Genomic DNA, 18,106 nt, shown 5'->3' with positions numbered 1-18,106 from the left:
CGAACTGGTGGAGCTGTTCCAGGCTCGGCTGCAGACGATTGGCGAACGGGCCGGGCAGGGCGCTCACATCTGCTGCAAGCCCCTCTAGTTCGGTCAGGGCGGCCTTGTGTCGTAGGGCGTCGCCACTGCTCAGGTAGGTCTGGATATTGTCGGCGACCTGATGTTGAAAACGCTGGGAAAGGCTCAGGTACTGACCCATCAGCTGGTACGGACGCTCCAGCGCACGCTCCGACCACCAAAGCGTTGCGCCCAGGGCAAAGCAAATGGCGACGAGCAGCAAGGTGTTCAGGGTGGTAAGCGACTTCAGGCGCATCCTGGCCTCCGGGGATTCTGGAGGCTAGAAGATATGGCTGTTTGATGTCAGTTCTGTGACGGTCGGAACCTATCCACTCGGTTTCGTCCAGCATGTTTGGCGTTGTACAGCGCTTCGTCTGCCTGCTGCGTCAATGATTTGATATCCGCGCTCGGGGTGAGCTCGGCAATGCCGCAGCTGAACGTGCAGGACAGGTCGACTGGCTGGGCCGGGTAGCGAATTTCGGAGAAGCGTTCGCGTATTTCGTCCAACACCTTCGCGGCATTCTGCGCGGTGGTGTCGGGCATGACTACTGCAAATTCCTCACCACCATATCGGCCAATATGATCGGTTTTGCGCAGGCGTTGCTTGAGAAACAGGGCGAGGCTCTTGATCACCCTGTCTCCCATTGGATGGCCATAGGTGTCGTTGACCTTCTTGAAATGGTCGATATCGATCATTGCGAAGCACAACGGTTGCCCGTCGCGGCGGGCACGAGAGCTGGCGTCTTCGAGCAGTTGAAGGCTGTGCGTATGGTTGTAAAGGCCGGTCAGGCTGTCTCGGACGATCCTGGCTTTCAAGCTGCGGGCCCGCTCAGCGCGGGTGCGAACCGTGGCAATCAGATGGCTGGGTTTGATCGGTTTGGTCAGAAAATCATCGCCGCCTTCGTTCATGGCGTCGAGCTGCTTGTCGAGGTCGTCTTCGGCCGAGAGATAAATGATGGGCACGCTGACGTAGCGCTCATGCTGTCGGATCACCTTGGCCAGTTCAGTACCCATGCACTCGGGCATGTACATGTCGAGGATGATCAGATCCGGCTGGAATTCGGCGAGGTAAGTGATCGCCTGAATCGGCTCATTGAGCGTTTGGGTGATGATCCCCGCGTTGTTCAACACCCTTTCGGTGTGTGTCGCCTGGGCTCGCGAGTCGTCAATGATCAGGACGCGGAAGGGTTCGTAGTGCGCGGTACGGGTGAAGATTTCGATTTTTTCCAGAAGGCACGACGCATCAATGGTGCCTGTGAAGAATTCCAGCCCTCCGGCGCGCACGGCCGCCAATCGCATCGGTGTGTCGGTTTCCTGATGGCTGAAGAAAATCAGCGGCAGCTTTTCATCCAGTCCTTGCTGAATTCGCTCGGCAAGCCGCAGGCCTTCACCGGGCCCATTGAAATCGACGTCCATGACGATCGCCGCCGGGTGCCGCTCATGCATCGCTGCGCGGAATTCCCCATCGCTGGCGAAAGCCTGCGCATTCATGCTGAAGAATTCGAGCTGGCGAACCACGTGTTGGGCGCGTTGGTGGTCTTCCAGTGCGATGTAGACGGGTTTGCTCAACGGCGGTACGTACGCAGACTGCCCGCGCGGATCGCCATGGCGTAGACCCGTGCGTGCAAGACGGTAGACCAGCTGGCTGAGGGTGGCAATGGTGTCGCTGGACAGTCTTCCGCGATTGTCACGAATGTCGCCTAGGCAATCTTCGATGCCAAGCGCGAGCAGTCGATGTTCGGTTTGCTCGAAGCGCTCGGCAAATTTTCGTAAGCGCTGATTGGCATCAGCCAGAGCAGACCGGTAAGCGTCATTCCATTCGCTGCGTTGCAGTTGCTGCCAGACTTCGAGCACCTCCCGAGCCTGGTGGATGACCCGTTGGGCGAAGTGCTGTTTAAGTTCTTCTTGGTCCGACATGTCCGGTTCCCTGGCCCGCTGCGGCAGTGCTCTCAGAGGCCACTGTGGTGGCCCAATGCTACCACCTATCAGTTATTAGCAATGGCTCTGGATAGGCGGCCTAGTTCTCATTATGAGGCTTGCCGCCGACCGGCTGCGTTATAGTGGTTCACATGCCGCACGCTCCGCGTGACCGGCGATCGAATCTTTGAATTTATGAAGAGAAGGACAGACGCCCATGTTGGATTGGAAGAATCGCTTCGGCCGCCTCGGCTTGTCGGGAAACTCAGCCAGAGCGGATGGGGCGACTCGCAATCCGCTATTGCTGGGGATCGCCCTGTTGATCGGCCTCTACTTATTGGTAGCCCTCTTGGTCGGGTGGTACTGGAGCTCCGAACCTGACCGGTTCCCGGTACAGCAGCATGTCCGGCAAGCCGCTGATGCTTCGCAGCAGCAGATTGTTAATGGCTACACGACGGTCGAAACCCTTAAACAGGTCGCGAGCACCTTGCTCGACAAGCCAGGCGGCTATCTGAGCAACGACATCGCGCCCCCCGGCATTTGGCTGGACAATATGCCAAGCTGGGAATACGGCGTGCTGGTTCAGGTCCGCGACCTCAGTCGCGCGCTACGCAAGGATTTCGCGCGTTCTCAATCCCAGTCGACGGAAGACCCAGATCTGTCCAAAGCCGAACCGCTGTTCAACTTCGACAATCGCAGCTGGGCTCTGCCCGCCAGCGAATCGGAATACCGCAACGGTATTCGTTATCTCAACCGTTACCTGGCGCGTTTGAGCGACCCGACCGCCAAAGCGCAGTTCTACTCGCGTGCTGACAACTTGAATAACTGGCTTGGTGATGTAGGGACCCGGTTGGGGTCGCTGTCTCAGCGTTTGTCGGCCAGCGTTGGACGTGTCCGTCTGGACGGGCAGGTGGCGGCCGAACTTGAGCGCGAAGGCGTCAGGCAAGTGGTTGAGGAAGAGCGTGTCGAGACGTCCTGGATGCAGATCGATAACGTGTTCTACGAGGCGCGAGGACAAGCGTGGGCACTGTCGCATCTATTGCGCGCCATTGAAGTGGACTTTGCCGACGTGTTGGCGAAAAAGAATGCGGCGATCAGCGTCAGGCAGATCATCCGCGAACTGGAAGCTGCGCAGGAACCGCTGTGGAGCCCAATGGTGCTAAACGGCAGCGGTTATGGCGTGCTCGCCAACCACTCGTTGGTCATGGCGAATTATATTTCACGAGCCAACGCGGCGATTATCGACCTGCGTAATCTGCTGTCGCAGGGATAACGGGCGCTCCGCGGCCCTTCGGGGCCGCGGTTTGTGTGCTCAGTCCAGCCCAAGCTTCTTCAGCCGATACCGCATGGAGCGGAACGACAGCCCCAGCCGTTGGGCGGCGGCGGTGCGATTCCAACGGGTTTCTTCCAGCGCCTGCATGATCAGTTTGCGCTCGACCTCTTCGAGGTGGTCTTCAAGATTGTCGATCTGCGCCAGGCTTGCTTCGCCATTCTCCGGCATGCCGGGTGCATCGGAAAGCCGTAGGTCGCTGGGTTTGATTTCTTCGCCTTCACAGAGCGTGTAGGCACGCTCAAGCATGTTTTCCAGCTCGCGCACGTTGCCGGGGAAGCGATAACTCTGCAGTTTTGCCAGCGCATCGGGTTGCAGCCGGGCCGGCGTGTGGCCGCATTCCTGGGCGAGGCGCCGAAGCATCACCTCAGCCAGCTGGGCAATATCCTCGCGGCGCTCGCGCAGGGGCGGCACGCGTAACTCGATGACGTTCAGCCGGTAGTAGAGGTCCTGCCGAAAGCGTCCCGCGGCGACTTCGCTTGCCAGGTCCTTGTGGGTGGCGCAAAGAATCCGCACATCGACCACGACTTCCTTGGCGCCGCCAACGGAGCGCACGGCCTTTTCCTGGATCGCCCGCAGCAGTTTCACTTGCATCGGCAGAGGCAAATCGGCTACTTCGTCGAGAAACAGCGTGCCGCCATTGGCCGCCTGGAACAGCCCGGGCTTGTCTTCCATCGCCCCGGTAAAGCTGCCCTTCTTATGCCCGAAGAATTCGCTTTCCATCAGCTCCGAGGGAATCGCCCCGCAGTTGACCGGAACGAATGGCCGCTCGTGACGGGGCCCTTGCTCGTGGATCAGCCGCGCGACCAATTCCTTGCCACTGCCGGATTCGCCACTGATGTACACCGGTGCCTGGCTGCGCGCCAGTTTCCCGATCTGTTTGCGCAGCACATTCATCGGCGGCGAGGCGCCGAGTAAGCGGCTGTCGACTGTAAGTTCGTTTGGGTTCGGCGTGCGCAGCCGCAGCGCGGTATTGACCAGTTCGCGGAGCCGACCGAGATCCACCGGTTTGGTGAGAAAGTCGAAGGCCCCGGCCTTGAGCGCCCCAATGGCCGTGTCCAGACTGCCATAGGCGGTGATCATCGCGACCGGCAATTGCGGGTACTGCTGCTGAATGAACTGCACCAGCTCCAAACCGCATCCGTCAGGCAGCCGCATATCGGTCAAGCACAGATCGTAGTGCTCGCGCGCCAGGCACTCCTTGGCTTCCTTGAGGTTGCGGGCGCTGCGGGTGTCGAGCTTCATGCGTCCGAGGGTGATCTCCAGGAGCTCACGGATATCGGGTTCGTCATCGATGATCAGTGCTTTCTGGCGAACGGTCATGGTCTCGGTCTTCGACATGGTAGTGCGGGTCCGCAATGTTAACGCTACATGACCTAGGTTGTACCGCGGCCGTGGCCGATGTGTGACCCGTTGCCTTCTCGGCGGGCTCAGCTCAGCTTGCGCGGATGAGCAAAGACGATACGAAAGCAGCTGCCTCCCTCGTCTCGTTCACGGTAATCCAGCCGCGCCTGATTGCTTTCGCAGAGCTCGCGCGAGATATACAGCCCCAGCCCCGTACCCTTGTTCTCGGTGGTGAAGAACGGCTCGAAGATATTCTGGACCTGCTCGGCCGGCACGCCTGCACCATCGTCGAGTACCTCCAATACGGGGAGGTCGCTCGTCTCGTCTCGGAAGAGTTTCAGCCATACCTGTGCCTGGTCATGTTTCTGGCCGCTGTAGCGCAGGCCGTTCTGCACCAGATTGGTTAGCACTTGAATCAGTTGATTCGGGTCCATGCGGGTCTGCAGTGAGCTGCCCTGAGTATCCACGTGGACAATCTGCTGAGGCGGTAGCGTCTGGCGAAATTCGCTGGCGAATCGATGCACCCAGTATTTCAGGTCGAGCAGTTGTGGCTCGGCCTGGCGTCGGCGCGAGAGCTGCAGCACGTTCTCGATGACCAGGTTCATGCGCCGCGAGTGATCCTGAATGATCTGCGTCAGCCGTAAATCCGCAGCGTCCAGCACCTCTGATTCCTGCAGCAGCTGGGCGGCATGGCTGATCGCCCCGAGCGGGTTGCGGATTTCGTGGGCGATGCTGGCGGTCAGCCGCCCGAGCGACGCGAGTTTTAGCTGCTGGGCCTTCTGTGCGATCTGCGAGATGTCTTCAAGAAACACCAGCGTGTCCTGCTTCACGCCATGCTGCAGCGTAGCGAAGCTCGGCTGCAGCGTAGCGCCGTCAGGCGTGGCCTTGAAGTTGCGCGGCCGCAGGGTCGGATTGTCACGCCAGCGTTGCAGGCCCTTGATAATTTCCGGACAGCGCGGCGCTAGCCGTTCGCCAGTCAGGGCTTCTTGTCCGAGCAGCTCGAGAGCGCCCTGATTGGCAAGCAGCACGCGTTCCTGTGCATCGAGAACGAGGATGCCAGTGCGCATACGCTGCAGAATCTGGGCATTCAAGGCTTCAAGATTGGCGACCTCTTCGGCGCGCTGGCGGGCAAGGGTTTCGCTGTCCTGAAGTCGTCTGGTCAGGCCCTGCACCAGCAACGCGGCAGCGAAGCACAGCGTGCCAAGCGCGGCGGCCTGAACATACTGACTGCTCGCCGCGCTGTCGCTGAGGCTGAGGTAGAACGTCAGGTAGATGAGGCCGGTGGCGGCGACTGCAGCGATGAAAAAGCCGACGCGGCCGTGCAGCAAGATATTGGCAATGGCGACCGCTACGATCAGCAGGTTACCGATACCACTTGGCGTACCGCCCGCGAAGTAGAACAGCGCGGCCAGCAGCGTGACGTCCACCAGCGCGAGCGCCAGTACCGGCAGCTCTCGCTTGGGGTTCTGCAGCAAGACGGCTGCGAAGACGTTGAGAATCAGATAGAGCCAGGCGCCGTAGTAGAACGCCGTCGGGTTGGTCATGCGCATCAAATCGTTGTGCAGGTCGCTGCTAATGAGCAGAACCAGCACCAAGCCGATTACGACGCGATAGAGATGATAGAGCCGAAGGATTCGTCGGCCCTTGTAACCGAAAAACGTCAGGCGTTCAGTTCCCACCCGACTTGTTGTCCTGTTCCAGATGCGCCTGGCTGCAATACCACCGATCATGGCTCTGAAGTGCCTGCTCTCGTGGCAGATGCACGCCGCATTGAACACAGCGAACTGTCATGACCGTGGTCTGTTGCGGTTTGCCTGCTGCACGCTTGCTGGTCAGGCGACGCCAGAGCCAGAACGCCGCTGCAATCAGGATGATCCAGAACAACAGTCGAAACAGGCCCATATCTCTACTTCCTGGCTAAGCCGTGCGGGCCTGCCGTTCAGGCAGGCTGCGGTTGGGTACTCAGTCGAACAGGCCGAAGGTCAGATAGCTCCACCAGGAGCGGTCTTCGCTTTGCTCTTCCTTTGCAGCTTCGGTTTCCGCTTCCCGCAACACTGGGCGCAGTTCATCCGGGAGATCCTGGGCAGCATTCTCATACTGACGAACCACGTCTCGGTTGGATTGCGAGCGGTCCGGGGCTTTGTTCTCGGTATCGATCAGGCCGAGTGTGGCGCGGGACAGCCAGCTGCGGTTGTCGGCCTCTTCCTGGCTAGGCACGAACTCACCCTCTTCCAGGCTGGGGTGTTGCGGGTAGTTGAGCTTGAGCGTTTCCAGGCTGGTGCTAGCGAGCTCCTCGAGGCCAAGGCGTTGGTAGGCTTCGGTCATGACGGCCAGGCCATCACCGACTGCGGGCGTGCCTTGGAAGTTTTCCACTACATAGCGACCGCGATTGGCGGCGGCCACGTAGGCCTGGCGGCGCAAGTAATAGTCAGCGACATGGATCTCATTCGCCGCCAACAAGTTACGCAGATAGACCATCCGTGCCTTGGCATCCGGGGAGTAGCGGCTGTTCGGGAAGCGAGTGGTCAGCTGGGCGAACTCGTTGAAGGAATCGCGGGCAGCGCCGGGGTCACGCTTGGTCATGTCCAGCGGAAGAAAGCGCGCCAGCAGACCGCGATCCTGGTCGAATGAGGCCAAGCCCTTCAGGTAGTAGGCGTAATCGACACTGGGATGCTGCGGATGCAGGCGGATAAAGCGTTCAGCCGACGAGCGGGCGGCTTCCGGCTCGGTGTTGCGGTAATAGGCATAGATCAACTCGAGCTGTGCCTGTTCGGCGAAGCGGCCGAAGGGGTAGCGGGACTCGAGAGCCTTCAGCTTGTTGATCGCACTGGTAAAGCTTTTATTGTCCAGGTCGGCCTGTGCCTGCCGGTACAGTTCCGCTTCGCCGAGGTTTTCACTGATGGTTTCGTTGGACGAACAGGCAGCGGTAAGGGCGAAAATGGCGATCAGCAGCAGGTGTTTCACTTGCATGGCGGCTTGCGTCCCTGTGACGGCTGGCTGTCTTGCGCTGAGCCGTCCTGTTATGATGGGCGCCCCGGCTGACCGGGACAAAGACGCGGTATTTAAACACAAGCGTGTTGCTGAAACCAAAGGCTGCACCCGTGTCGCTGTCGAGGGGCTGCTCAGACTCAGGATCTACCCATAGGCCTCCGGCCTGTCGATCAGAGCATCTCCCCCCCTTTCTTATGTAGCGGCTCATCGCCTGTCGCAATCGGTGCGAATTGCACGTTTGCCTCTCCAACTATTGAAGCGCCCTTAATTATGTCCACGATCACCACCCAGGCCATTCATCTCCGCGCCGAGGTGCCCTACGACCTCGGCGGGCAGCGCCTCGATCAAGTTGCGGCACAGCTGTTCTCCGAGCATTCCCGTTCGCGTCTCGCTGCCTGGATCAAAGAGGGTCAGCTCACCGTCGACGGCGCTGTCCTGCGTCCACGAGACACAGTGCATGCGGGTGCCGTTCTGGAGCTTTCCGCCGAGCAGCAGGCTCAGGGCGAATGGGTGGCGCAGGACATTCCGCTGGATATCGTTTTCGAAGACGAACACATTCTGGTGCTGAACAAGCCGTCCGGGTTGGTGGTCCATCCTGCTGCCGGGCACGCCGACGGCACGTTGCTCAATGCCTTGTTGCACCATGTTCCCGATCTGATCAACGTGCCGCGTGCCGGCATCGTGCATCGCCTGGACAAGGACACCACTGGCCTGATGGTGGTCGCCAAGACGTTGCAGGCGCAGACGCGTCTGGTGGAACAGCTGCAGGCACGCAGCGTCAGCCGTATCTACGAGGCTATCGTCATCGGTGTGATCATCACCGGCGGCACCATCGATGCAGCCATTGGTCGGCATGGGCAGCAGCGTCAGCGCATGGCGGTGGTCGAGGGCGGCAAGCCTGCCGTGAGCCACTATCGGGTGCTTGAGCGCTTCCGGTCGCACACTCATGTTCGGGTCAAGCTTGAAACCGGGCGTACGCATCAGATCCGTGTGCATATGACGCACATCGGTTACCCGCTGGTGGGTGACCCGCTTTATAGCGGTCGTTTTCGTATCCCGCCGGCAGCGAACCCGACGATGGTACAAACGCTGCGCGATTTTCCGCGCCAGGCATTGCATGCGCGCTTTCTGGAGCTCAACCACCCGATTAGTGGCGAGCGGTTGAAATGGGAATCGCCGTTGCCGGATGACTTTGTCTGGCTGCTGACGTTGTTGCAACAGGATCGCGAGGCGTTTAGCGGGTGACCGATTGGCCGGAGAGCTGGATCCGTCCCGACTGGCCTGCACCTCGGCGTGTGAGAGCGTGCGTGACTACGCGCAGCGGTGGCGTGAGCCAAGCGCCTTTTGATGGCTTCAACCTGGGCGACCATGTCGGGGATGTGCTCGAGCGGGTGGCTGCAAATCGACAGCACTTGCAGCGGCTGCTCGGTTGCGAGCCTGCCTGGATGAGCCAGGTTCATTCGAATTGCGCTGTTGAAGCCAATCCGCGCAGTTGCCCTACCGCCGATGCCTGCTGGACGGGTGAAGCGGGTATTGCCTGTGCAGTACTGACCGCCGACTGCCTGCCGGTATTGTTCTGCGACCTCGACGGGACGCGTGTCGCGGCTGCCCATGCAGGATGGCGTGGGCTAGCTGCCGGCATGTTGGAGGCTACCGTAGCGGCCATGGCGGTGCCTGGGCCGCAATTGATTGCGTGGCTCGGTCCTGCAATAGGCCCTGCGGTATTCGAGGTGGGCGGCGAGGTGCGTGATGCGTTCATCTCTCGCCACCCCGCGTGTTTCGAAGCCTTTACCCCCGGCCATCGCGCGGGTCACTTCATGGCCGACATCTACCAGCTCGCCCGAATCCGTCTGGCTGCGTGTGGCGTTACGGCTGTCTTCGGCGGCGGTTTCTGTACCGTCAGCGATCCCCGTTTTTACTCCTATCGCCGTGCTGCCCGCACAGGGCGCTTCGCCAGCCTGATCTGGCTGGTCTGAGTCGCGCGGCTCACGGCCTTGGCGTCTCGCATCTGGCCTGCGTTAAACCAACGACATGACCTGCGTCAAGGTCGCATGGCTTGAATCTCCAACAATCAACCTCATCTAAGGTCCATCTCGCAGGCTTTCGTTCGAGTGCGTTTCAGTGCACGGCCTGCCTTACCTAGAAAGGTGATTACATGCGTATCGATCGTTTGACCAGCAAGCTGCAGCTTGCGCTTTCCGATGCTCAATCCATTGCTGTTGGTTTCGACCATTCGTCCATTGAGCCCCTGCATTTGATGCAGGCGCTGCTTGAGCAGCAGGGTGGGTCGATCAAACCGCTGCTGATGCAGGTAGGCTTCGACATCAATGGGTTGCGCCAAGCGCTGACCAAAGAGCTTGATCAGTTGCCAAAACTGCAAAACCCGACCGGCGACATGAACATGTCTCAGGATCTGGCGCGTTTGCTCAACCAGGCTGACCGCCTCGCGCAGCAGAAAGGCGACCAATACATCTCCAGTGAACTGGTGCTACTCGCTGCTTTGGATGGCAGCAGTCGTCTGGGCAAGCTGCTGCTCGACCAGGGTGTGAGCAAGAAGGCTCTGGAAAACGCCATCAGCAATCTTCGGGGTGGTGAGGCCGTCAACGACCCCAACGCCGAAGAGTCGCGGCAAGCGCTGGACAAGTACACCGTCGACATGACCAAGCGCGCCGAGGATGGCAAGCTCGATCCTGTGATCGGTCGCGATGACGAGATCCGCCGGACCATTCAGGTGCTGCAGCGGCGCACCAAGAACAACCCGGTGCTGATCGGCGAGCCTGGGGTGGGCAAGACCGCCATTGTCGAGGGGCTGGCTCAGCGCATCGTCAATGGCGAGGTGCCCGATGGCCTAAAGGACAAGCGTCTTCTCTCGCTGGACATGGGGTCACTGATCGCTGGAGCGAAGTTTCGCGGCGAGTTCGAAGAGCGCCTCAAGGCGGTGCTCAACGAACTGAGCAAGCAGGAAGGCCGGGTCATCCTGTTCATCGACGAGTTGCACACCATGGTAGGCGCCGGCAAGGCTGAGGGCTCGATGGACGCGGGCAATATGCTCAAGCCGGCACTGGCTCGTGGAGAACTGCATTGCGTCGGCGCGACTACGCTTGACGAGTACCGTCAGTACATCGAAAAGGATGCGGCGCTGGAGCGACGCTTTCAACGTGTGCAGGTCGATGAGCCGAGTGAAGAGGACACCATCGCCATCCTGCGCGGCCTGAAAGAGCGCTACGAGGTGCACCACGGTGTCTCCATCACAGATGGTGCAATCATCGCGGCGGCGAAACTATCGCACCGCTACATCACCGATCGGCAGCTGCCGGACAAAGCCATCGACCTGATCGACGAGGCGGCCAGCCGTATCCGTATGGAAATCGACTCCAAGCCGGAGGAGCTCGATCGTCTCGATCGGCGTTTGATCCAGTTGAAGATCGAGCGCGAAGCACTGAAGAACGAGGATGACGAAGCGACCAAGAAGCGTCTGGCCAAGCTCGACGAGGAAATTGTCAAGCTCGAACGCGAATATGCCGACCTCGAGGAAATCTGGAAGTCGGAGAAAGCCGAAGTACAAGGCTCTGCCCAGATGCAGCAAAAGATCGAGCAAGCCAAGGCGGATCTGGAAGCGGCGCGGCGTAAGGGCGACCTGGCGCGCATGGCTGAGCTGCAGTACGGCATCATTCCTGACCTCGAACGCAGCCTGCAGATGGTCGATCAGCACGGCAAGACCGAGAACCAGCTGCTGCGTAACAAGGTGACCGATGAGGAAATTGCTGAAGTTGTCTCGAAGTGGACCGGTATTCCCGTGTCGAAGATGCTCGAAGGCGAGCGCGAAAAGTTGCTGAACATGGAAGGCCTCCTGCACCAGCGTGTGATCGGCCAGCACGAGGCGGTCGTATCAGTAGCAAATGCCGTTCGCCGTTCGCGGGCCGGATTGGCCGATCCGAATCGTCCCAGCGGCTCTTTCCTGTTCCTCGGTCCGACCGGGGTGGGCAAGACCGAATTGTGCAAGGCTTTGGCCGAATTCCTCTTCGACACCGAAGAGGCCATGGTCCGAATCGACATGTCCGAGTTCATGGAGAAACATTCGGTTGCGCGCCTGATTGGAGCACCGCCGGGCTATGTGGGCTATGAAGAGGGCGGCTACCTGACCGAGGCCGTACGGCGCAAACCTTATTCAGTGATCCTGCTCGATGAGGTGGAGAAGGCGCATCCCGATGTGTTCAATATTCTGCTGCAGGTGCTTGAGGATGGCCGGCTGACCGACAGTCACGGGCGGACCGTGGATTTCCGCAATACCGTAATCGTCATGACCTCGAACCTGGGGTCGACCCAGATCCAGGAGCTGGTAGGCGATCCTGATGCGCAGCGTGCAGCAGTGATGGATGCAGTGAGCCAGCACTTCCGGCCGGAGTTCATCAACCGTATCGACGAAGTGGTGGTCTTTGATCCGCTGGCCCGCGATCAGATTGCCGGCATCGCTCGCATCCAGCTGAGTCGACTGCGCCAGAGACTGGCTGAGCGTGAGCTGAGTCTGGAGCTAAGTGACGAAGCCATGGATAAACTGGTCGCGATTGGCTACGACCCGGTCTATGGCGCTCGGCCTCTGAAGCGGGCAATTCAGCGTTGGATCGAGAATCCGCTGGCACAGAAGATATTGTCCGGCGCATTCGAGCCAGGCTCGAGTGTATCGGGCACCGTACAGGGAGATGAGATCGTCTTCGCCTGACGCTGGTGATGCAGGCACCCTTCTATCGAGCGGTGCCTGCGGCCTCTTTATTAAGCGGAACGGGGTCGCGTCACCGAGTCGTGCAAATCATTGTAGTAAATCGTATTTTTTCTGTTGACAGCCGCGCCGATAACCGTAAAATGGCGCGCCTCTGAGGGGGGAAAGCAAGCGGTAACGCAGACCACCTGAGGAGCTGGAAATGAAGTTCCGCGATAGCTCAGTCGGTAGAGCAAATGACTGTTAATCATTGGGTCCCAGGTTCGAGTCCTGGTCGCGGAGCCAAATTCCATATCGGGGTATAGCGCAGTCCGGTAGCGCGCCTGCTTTGGGAGCAGGATGTCGGGAGTTCGAATCCCCCTACCCCGACCATTTTTGGGTCGTTAGCTCAGTTGGTAGAGCAGTTGGCTTTTAACCAATTGGTCGTAGGTTCGAATCCCACACGACCCACCAAAATCGCCTCGTTAAGAGACGTGAGAAACCGGGAGATCCGAAAGGGTCTCCCGTTTTTTTTTGGCCTGGATTCCTCTCGTTTTTCACTTCTGTCGCCGGAAAGCTATCCGGTACAGCCAGCGCTTGTCCTCATAATGGCGCTGGCTACCGGCTCAATCAATGAAGCTTGAGGCGTGGCACTGTGCTGGTGCTGAGTTTGTCCCCGATCATCATCAGGCCGGTACGAGCCACGCCGTATAGCGCGATCTGATGCATCCGATACAGGGAAACGTAAAACATCCGCGCTAACCATCCTTCCAGCATCACATTGCCGGTGAGGTTGCCCATCAGATTGCCTACGGCTGAGAAGCTCGACAGCGATATCAGGGAGCCGTAATCGCGATACCGATAAGTGGGCAGGTCTTTGCCCTCGAGTCGCCGGGCAATCGATTTAGCGAGTAGCGATGCTTGCTGATGCGCCGCCTGCGCTCGCGGTGGTACGTTGCGATCGCTGTCCGGTTGTGGGCATGCGGCGCAATCGCCGAAGGCGAATATGTTTTCGTCTCGGGTGGTCTGCAGTGTGGGAAGCACCTGCAGCTGGTTGATTCGATTACTTTCCAGTCCGTCTATGTCTTTTAGGAAGCTTGGCGCTCGGATACCGGCAGCCCACACCTTCAAGGTGGCGGGAACAAAGTTGCCATCCTTGGTATGCAAGCCTTCATCCGTCACCTCGCTCACTGCGGCGTCAGTGAGTACCGTAACGCCCAGATCTTTGAGCGTTTGGTGCACCGGCTGGCTGATCCGCTCCGGTAGCGCCGGCAGCACCCGTGGGCCAGCTTCAATGAGCGTGATATGGACGTTTTCCGGCTTGATGCCGTTTAGGCCATAGGCGGCGAGCTCTCGTGCGGCGTGGTGAAGCTCGGCGGCAAGCTCGACGCCTGTGGCGCCAGCACCGACGATCGCCATGTTGATGGTGCTTTGATGGCCTTCAGCGGCATGGGCGCGCATGTAGTGGCTCAGTAGCAGGCGGTGGAATCGTTCTGCTTGCTCACGTGTGTCGAGAAATATGCAGTGCTCGGCGGCGCCCTTGGTGCCGAAATCATTAGTTGTGCTACCGACTGCGATCACCAGCGTGTCATAGCTCAGCGTGCGAGCCGGCACCAACTCGACTCCATGCTCATCGAAAGAGGCTGCAAGGTGTACGCATTTGCGCTCACGCTCCAGACCGCTCATACGACCCATTTGGAACTCAAAGTGGTTCCATTTCGCCTGCGCTACATAGTTGAGCTCGTCAGCGGACGAGTTCAGCGAGCCGGCGGCCACTTCGTGCAGTAAGGGTTTCCAGATATGCGTCAGGTTGGCGTCGATCAAGGTGATACGCGCCTTGCCACGCTTGCCCAGGGTTCTACCCAGGCGGGTGGCAAGCTCCAGGCCGCCGGCGCCGCCGCCAACGATTACGATGCGATGTGTCATGGAATGAACTCATAGGCTTTACGGAATTCGGTTCGGCGCCTTGTGGCGGTCATAGGACCAGGCGGCTAAGGAGGCGGCTCAGCAGCCCCAGGCCGAGTACCACTGCCAGGACCAGCACAAGGAGCAGCCACGGCCGAAAAGGCCGGCGCTCGACTTGGTGCTGAGGCGCGCTGAGGTAGTGGTCAACGCGTTCCTGGTCTTCGGGTTTAAGACGGCTGGGCATACGCACCTCGAAAGGGGATGCAGGCATTCTAGCGGTGCGAGGGCAAAAGCCAAGCGTGACGATGCTTGGCAGTTGGTTCTGGTTGGCTGGATGACAGCGTGGGGCGGGCTACTGGGGCAATCGCGTGGGGCAGGGTTTCACCCGTCCCACTTGTCTCTATCGCCCATTGTTGTGTTTAAGGCTCCGAAGATTGCCAATGACCGATTCCAGGGCGCGGTCGAAGAGCAGCGCATCGTTGAGCAGGCGTATTGCACCACGACGGAATTCTATCGCGAGACCCATCCGGGTTTTCTCCAAGACTTTCATGCCGGTGCGGTTGACGAAAATATATTTGCCCGTGGGCTTTATCACCGCAGCAAGCTTGCAGCGGAGCTTGTGCTCTTCGTCCTCCTGAAACTCGACCCAGCTGCCGACTCGCAGGTTATCGACCTGCATGAGCGCTTCGTCGTTGTCGTCCAGATTGATTTCCGGCTCATGCTCCCGGGTTTCACCTGGGGCGAGTAAAACGATCTCCTCGTTGACCTCAACCATCGCTGAACTGGCCGGTTCGTTGACGGGATCTTCGCGCGGAGGCAGTTCCAGCTTCTGGTCGGCTGTAGAACTACCAAGGTCGAGTGGTTCGCTGGCTGGCGCAGTTTTGGCCGGTTTGTTGAGCTGCTGCAGAGTCTGCACATGCAGCGCTTCGAGTCGGGTAAAGAAATCGCTGGTAGAGAAGGGGTCAAACGCCGCGCTTACCAGGCCGTCGCGAAGGTTCTTCAACAGGCTTGGAACAAGCTCCAGTAGTCGCGCGCGGGACTTGAGATCTTCGTGTGGCGCAACGCTCCATATAAGGTCATCCATAGTGGCCAGCGCAGCCTGCCACTGTTCGGACTGAGTGCCATGCTTCAGGCAGGTTAGCAGTAGAACCTTGCTCCACGCTTCTTGCAGCAGTCGAACAACAACTTCGGGCAGGGTTTTGCCGAGCAGGCGCTGATTAAGCGCATGTTCGACCTCCTGGCGCGCCATTTCGGCTTTAGCGCGTCCTTCTTCGGCGTCCCGCGTGCGCTGTTCTAGCAGTTCGCTACGGCGTCGCTCGTCGCCGGTGAAGGCGAGGAAGTCGGCGAGCAGTTCGGAGAAGATGGCAGGATCATCGACAAAATCGTTCAGCAGGCGCGCCACAATCTGCTCGATTTTCTGGTACAGGCTGTCGCGCTGGACTTCGTCCTGATCGGCCCAGCCCATTGAGGCTGAGGCGATCTCATTAAGCAGACGTCGGGCCGGGTGACTGCCTCGGCTGAAGAAGGTCTTGTCCAGCACCGCGACTTTTAGCACCGGGATTTGCAATCGTCCGATCAGTGCCTTGAGTGAGTCGGGCAGGGTGCGGTCGTCGAGAATGAACTCGAACAGCATCGACACAAGGTTTATGACGTCTTCGTCGACTTCGCCGACCACGCGTGATTTGCCGCTCTTGGCGCTGACCCGATGCAGCAGTTGCTCTAGCTGGTCCTGCAGATCGAATTCATCGACCTGCTGCGGTGCGCGTGACTGCAAATGCGAGAGCAGCCGCATCAGGTCGTTGCTGGAGATCGGAATGGCGTCGCTGGGCAGGTTACGGGCCGGTAGCGCACTTCCGCGCAGTTCCGAAAGCAACGCCTGCAGGCTGCCGAAAGCTTCCTGAACGCTACTGTCAACGTATGCGGGTGCTTCGCTGAAACCCGCTCCAGACCTTGAGGGGCTGTTTCCTGGCGCGACTGATCGGCTTGACGAGCGGCGTGGCTGCGCTGATTGCAGTTCCGGCAGGACGCTCGCCGCCACCAGTATCTGGTTGGATTCGGCATACAGCTGCTCAAGATCGGTCAGCACGTAACGCTCGAACAGCTTGAGAATGATCAGCTTAACCTTGATCTCGACGCCCAGGCTGCGGCAGGCCTCGAGGAAATACTCACAGAGTTGCTGGGGGCCCAGCGGATTGTTCTTGTCGTCGAGCTTTTTGCTGACGAGGACGTTGATGCGGGTTGTGAGGTGGCTGAGTGGCTGACTGGCACGGCTCATTACCTTGGCGACCATGGTGTCGATCGCGACCGACTCTTCCAGTTCGTCGTTCTGCACCAGCGCCAGGCTCTCAAACGATGCTTCCTGCGGCGCGGGCTTACCGATTTCGTATTGGTTGAGTTTGGAAAAAGACTCGAAAACCTGTTGCAGGAAGCTGCGCTCGATGCCGCGGCGCTTCATGCGCAGATCACGCATAGCTTCAAAAAAGGCGTTCTGTTCGGCGTTGCTGGTGGCGCGGTCGGCAATCTCAAAGAGCGAGTCGTCAGCGTTGTCGAACAGTGTCTGCAATGCCAGGCGCAGCTGCTGGGCGGCTTTATCGCGCACGCTGATGAGCGCGACAGGTAGTCTACCTGCCGGCGAGGTGGGCTTTTGCTCGGCGCTGGCCTTGAGGTGCACCACTTTCGCATCGGTTCGCATCGAGACTCTCCGGTCGCCTGTGATTCAAGCGCTGTACATTTGTAGCATGCCGCTGATTTTAGGCGGGGGCAACGGCCGAAATCGCTTGGGCTGGGCTCGCCATTTCTGTGGCGCCAATTTATGAGTCCATTATATGCCGCTTGTTCACTAGCCTAGCGCGGTTTTGTTTTGGACATGAAGCAGCTCACAGATACTCGCGTGTTTCCTACAGGTGGTCGGAAAATGCCGAGCGCACCAAGAGCCACATGACGTTTCATCCGGTTCGGTTCATGCGTCATGACCAGCGCAAGCTTTATACTTTGCTGAATTATCTGGGAGCCCATCGTGACCAATATCACTCTTGCAGACCTGTCCGCCGAAATCGAAACCAATGTACGCAAGGCGCTGATGGAGGATGTTGGCGCCGGCGATATCACCGCGCAGTTGATCCCTGCAGAGCGGCTCGCCCAAGCGGTGATCATCACTCGCGAGGCGGCCGTTATCAGTGGTACGGCTTGGGTCGACGCGGTGTTCCGGCAGCTGGACCCGCGGGTGGCTGTGCATTGGCGTGTGGTCGATGGCGAACAGGTTGCGGCGGACCGTGTGCTGTTTCAACTGGAGGGCCCTGCACGTGCGCTGCTAACTGGCGAGCGCGCGGCGCTGAATTTCCTGCAGACGTTGTCGGGGGTTGCGACTCGTTGCCGACATTACGCCGATCTCGTCGAAGGCACTGGTGTGCGGCTGCTTGACACGCGCAAGACTATTCCTGGGTTGCGTCTGGCGCAGAAGTACGCAGTTACTTGTGGCGGTTGCCATAACCATCGAATCGGGCTGTACGACGCCTTTCTCATTAAGGAAAACCACATCGCTGCCTGCGGCGGGATCGCTGAAGCCGTCACAGCCGCACACCGCATCGCTCCGGGCAAACCGGTCGAGGTCGAGGTCGAGAGTCTTGACGAGCTGGAGCAGGCCCTGCGCGCAGGCGCTGATGTGGTAATGCTTGATGAGTTGAGTCTGGCGGACATGCGCACCGCGGTTGGCATTACGGCGGGGCGGGCGAAACTGGAGGCGTCGGGAGGGATTGATGACGGTACGCTGCGTGCGATTGCCGAGACCGGCGTGGACTATATTTCCATCGGCGCGTTGACCAAGCATGTGCGTGCAGTTGACCTGTCCATGCGTCTAACGCAATAAC

Annotated in this window: 13 protein-coding genes and 3 tRNA genes; 8 read left to right on the top strand and 8 right to left on the bottom strand. The window is 59.5% G+C overall.

The window, feature by feature from the left end; translation table 11 throughout:
- Positions 1 to 360 precede the first annotated feature (360 nt).
- Positions 361 to 1,974: a diguanylate cyclase gene (locus tag ACQKIK_RS07405; RefSeq protein WP_499135432.1), complete on the bottom strand. Its 1,614-nt coding sequence runs from the start codon at positions 1,972 to 1,974 to the stop codon at positions 361 to 363.
- Positions 1,975 to 2,191: 217 nt separating this feature from the next.
- Here ACQKIK_RS07405 and ACQKIK_RS07400 point away from each other — a divergent pair, with 217 nt between their 5' ends.
- Complete coding sequence (locus tag ACQKIK_RS07400; RefSeq protein WP_046163163.1) at positions 2,192 to 3,247, top strand: DUF2333 family protein; 1,056 nt, start codon at positions 2,192 to 2,194, stop codon at positions 3,245 to 3,247.
- A gap of 39 nt (positions 3,248 to 3,286) precedes the next feature.
- Here ACQKIK_RS07400 and ACQKIK_RS07395 read toward each other — a convergent pair whose 3' ends face one another.
- The 4 genes from ACQKIK_RS07395 to ACQKIK_RS07380 form a co-directional block, all read right to left on the bottom strand.
- Positions 3,287 to 4,627: a sigma-54-dependent transcriptional regulator gene (locus ACQKIK_RS07395; protein WP_499135883.1), complete on the bottom strand. Its 1,341-nt coding sequence runs from the start codon at positions 4,625 to 4,627 to the stop codon at positions 3,287 to 3,289.
- A gap of 107 nt (positions 4,628 to 4,734) precedes the next feature.
- A complete protein-coding gene (locus ACQKIK_RS07390) occupies positions 4,735 to 6,327 on the bottom strand; it encodes a sensor histidine kinase (RefSeq protein WP_499135431.1) in 1,593 nt (530 codons plus the stop codon).
- Positions 6,317 to 6,550: a PP0621 family protein gene (locus tag ACQKIK_RS07385; protein ID WP_499135429.1), complete on the bottom strand. Its 234-nt coding sequence runs from the start codon at positions 6,548 to 6,550 to the stop codon at positions 6,317 to 6,319. The genes ACQKIK_RS07390 and ACQKIK_RS07385 overlap by 11 nt, the downstream gene beginning before the upstream one ends.
- A 60-nt stretch (positions 6,551 to 6,610) precedes the next feature.
- On the bottom strand, positions 6,611 to 7,618 hold the full coding sequence (locus tag ACQKIK_RS07380; protein WP_045424453.1) for an outer membrane protein assembly factor BamD: 1,008 nt from the start codon (positions 7,616 to 7,618) through the stop codon (positions 6,611 to 6,613).
- 291 nt (positions 7,619 to 7,909) lie between these two features.
- Between ACQKIK_RS07380 and rluD the strand changes: the two genes are divergently transcribed.
- From rluD to ACQKIK_RS07350, 6 genes are all read left to right on the top strand, one after another.
- Complete coding sequence (rluD, locus tag ACQKIK_RS07375) at positions 7,910 to 8,884, top strand: 23S rRNA pseudouridine(1911/1915/1917) synthase RluD (RefSeq protein WP_045424455.1); 975 nt, start codon at positions 7,910 to 7,912, stop codon at positions 8,882 to 8,884.
- Positions 8,881 to 9,615, top strand: a complete 735-nt coding sequence (pgeF, locus tag ACQKIK_RS07370; RefSeq protein ID WP_499135427.1) for a peptidoglycan editing factor PgeF — start codon at positions 8,881 to 8,883, stop codon at positions 9,613 to 9,615. The genes rluD and pgeF overlap by 4 nt, the downstream gene beginning before the upstream one ends.
- A 179-nt stretch (positions 9,616 to 9,794) precedes the next feature.
- Positions 9,795 to 12,359 carry an ATP-dependent chaperone ClpB gene (clpB, locus tag ACQKIK_RS07365; protein ID WP_499135425.1) on the top strand — a complete coding sequence of 855 codons (2,565 nt, stop codon included), beginning with the start codon at positions 9,795 to 9,797 and terminating at the stop codon, positions 12,357 to 12,359.
- Between the two features lie 206 nt (positions 12,360 to 12,565).
- A tRNA-Asn gene (locus ACQKIK_RS07360) sits at positions 12,566 to 12,641 on the top strand.
- Positions 12,642 to 12,651: 10 nt separating this feature from the next.
- Positions 12,652 to 12,728: transfer RNA gene (locus ACQKIK_RS07355), tRNA-Pro, on the top strand.
- A gap of 5 nt (positions 12,729 to 12,733) precedes the next feature.
- Positions 12,734 to 12,809, top strand: a tRNA-Lys gene (locus tag ACQKIK_RS07350).
- Between the two features lie 156 nt (positions 12,810 to 12,965).
- On the opposite strand, the gene ACQKIK_RS07345 is transcribed toward ACQKIK_RS07350, so the two are convergent.
- The 3 genes from ACQKIK_RS07345 to ACQKIK_RS07335 form a co-directional block, all read right to left on the bottom strand.
- Positions 12,966 to 14,261, bottom strand: coding sequence for an NAD(P)/FAD-dependent oxidoreductase (locus ACQKIK_RS07345; RefSeq protein ID WP_046163157.1), 1,296 nt, complete (start codon positions 14,259 to 14,261; stop codon positions 12,966 to 12,968).
- Between the two features lie 49 nt (positions 14,262 to 14,310).
- Positions 14,311 to 14,484 (bottom strand): DUF3094 family protein, encoded by a 174-nt coding sequence (locus ACQKIK_RS07340; protein WP_045424464.1) that lies wholly within the window; start codon positions 14,482 to 14,484, stop codon positions 14,311 to 14,313.
- 156 nt (positions 14,485 to 14,640) lie between these two features.
- Positions 14,641 to 16,932: a DUF1631 domain-containing protein gene (locus ACQKIK_RS07335; protein ID WP_499135423.1), complete on the bottom strand. Its 2,292-nt coding sequence runs from the start codon at positions 16,930 to 16,932 to the stop codon at positions 14,641 to 14,643.
- Between the two features lie 324 nt (positions 16,933 to 17,256).
- On the opposite strand from ACQKIK_RS07335, the gene nadC reads away from it, so the two are divergent.
- Complete coding sequence (gene nadC / locus ACQKIK_RS07330) at positions 17,257 to 18,105, top strand: carboxylating nicotinate-nucleotide diphosphorylase (RefSeq protein ID WP_499135422.1); 849 nt, start codon at positions 17,257 to 17,259, stop codon at positions 18,103 to 18,105.
- The last annotated feature ends 1 nt before the right edge of the window (position 18,106 follow it).

The sequence above is a fragment of the Pseudomonas sp. NPDC047961 genome, from assembly GCF_050272435.1.
Lineage (GTDB): Bacteria > Pseudomonadota > Gammaproteobacteria > Pseudomonadales > Pseudomonadaceae > Stutzerimonas.
The sequence above is the reverse complement of the archived record's forward strand: the minus strand, read 5'-3'. Positions and strand labels throughout refer to the sequence as shown.

Coding starts and splice junctions, on each gene's coding strand:
- ACQKIK_RS07385 (WP_499135429.1), bottom strand. CDS start 6,550: ATGGGCCTGTTTCGACTGTTGTTCTGGATCATCCTGATTGCAGCGGCG.
- ACQKIK_RS07400 (WP_046163163.1), top strand. CDS start 2,192: ATGTTGGATTGGAAGAATCGCTTCGGCCGCCTCGGCTTGTCGGGAAAC.
- ACQKIK_RS07380 (WP_045424453.1), bottom strand. CDS start 7,618: ATGCAAGTGAAACACCTGCTGCTGATCGCCATTTTCGCCCTTACCGCT.
- rluD (WP_045424455.1), top strand. CDS start 7,910: ATGTCCACGATCACCACCCAGGCCATTCATCTCCGCGCCGAGGTGCCC.
- ACQKIK_RS07340 (WP_045424464.1), bottom strand. CDS start 14,484: ATGCCCAGCCGTCTTAAACCCGAAGACCAGGAACGCGTTGACCACTAC.
- ACQKIK_RS07405 (WP_499135432.1), bottom strand. CDS start 1,974: ATGTCGGACCAAGAAGAACTTAAACAGCACTTCGCCCAACGGGTCATC.
- ACQKIK_RS07395 (WP_499135883.1), bottom strand. CDS start 4,627: ATGACCGTTCGCCAGAAAGCACTGATCATCGATGACGAACCCGATATC.
- ACQKIK_RS07335 (WP_499135423.1), bottom strand. CDS start 16,932: ATGCGAACCGATGCGAAAGTGGTGCACCTCAAGGCCAGCGCCGAGCAA.
- ACQKIK_RS07345 (WP_046163157.1), bottom strand. CDS start 14,261: ATGACACATCGCATCGTAATCGTTGGCGGCGGCGCCGGCGGCCTGGAG.
- clpB (WP_499135425.1), top strand. CDS start 9,795: ATGCGTATCGATCGTTTGACCAGCAAGCTGCAGCTTGCGCTTTCCGAT.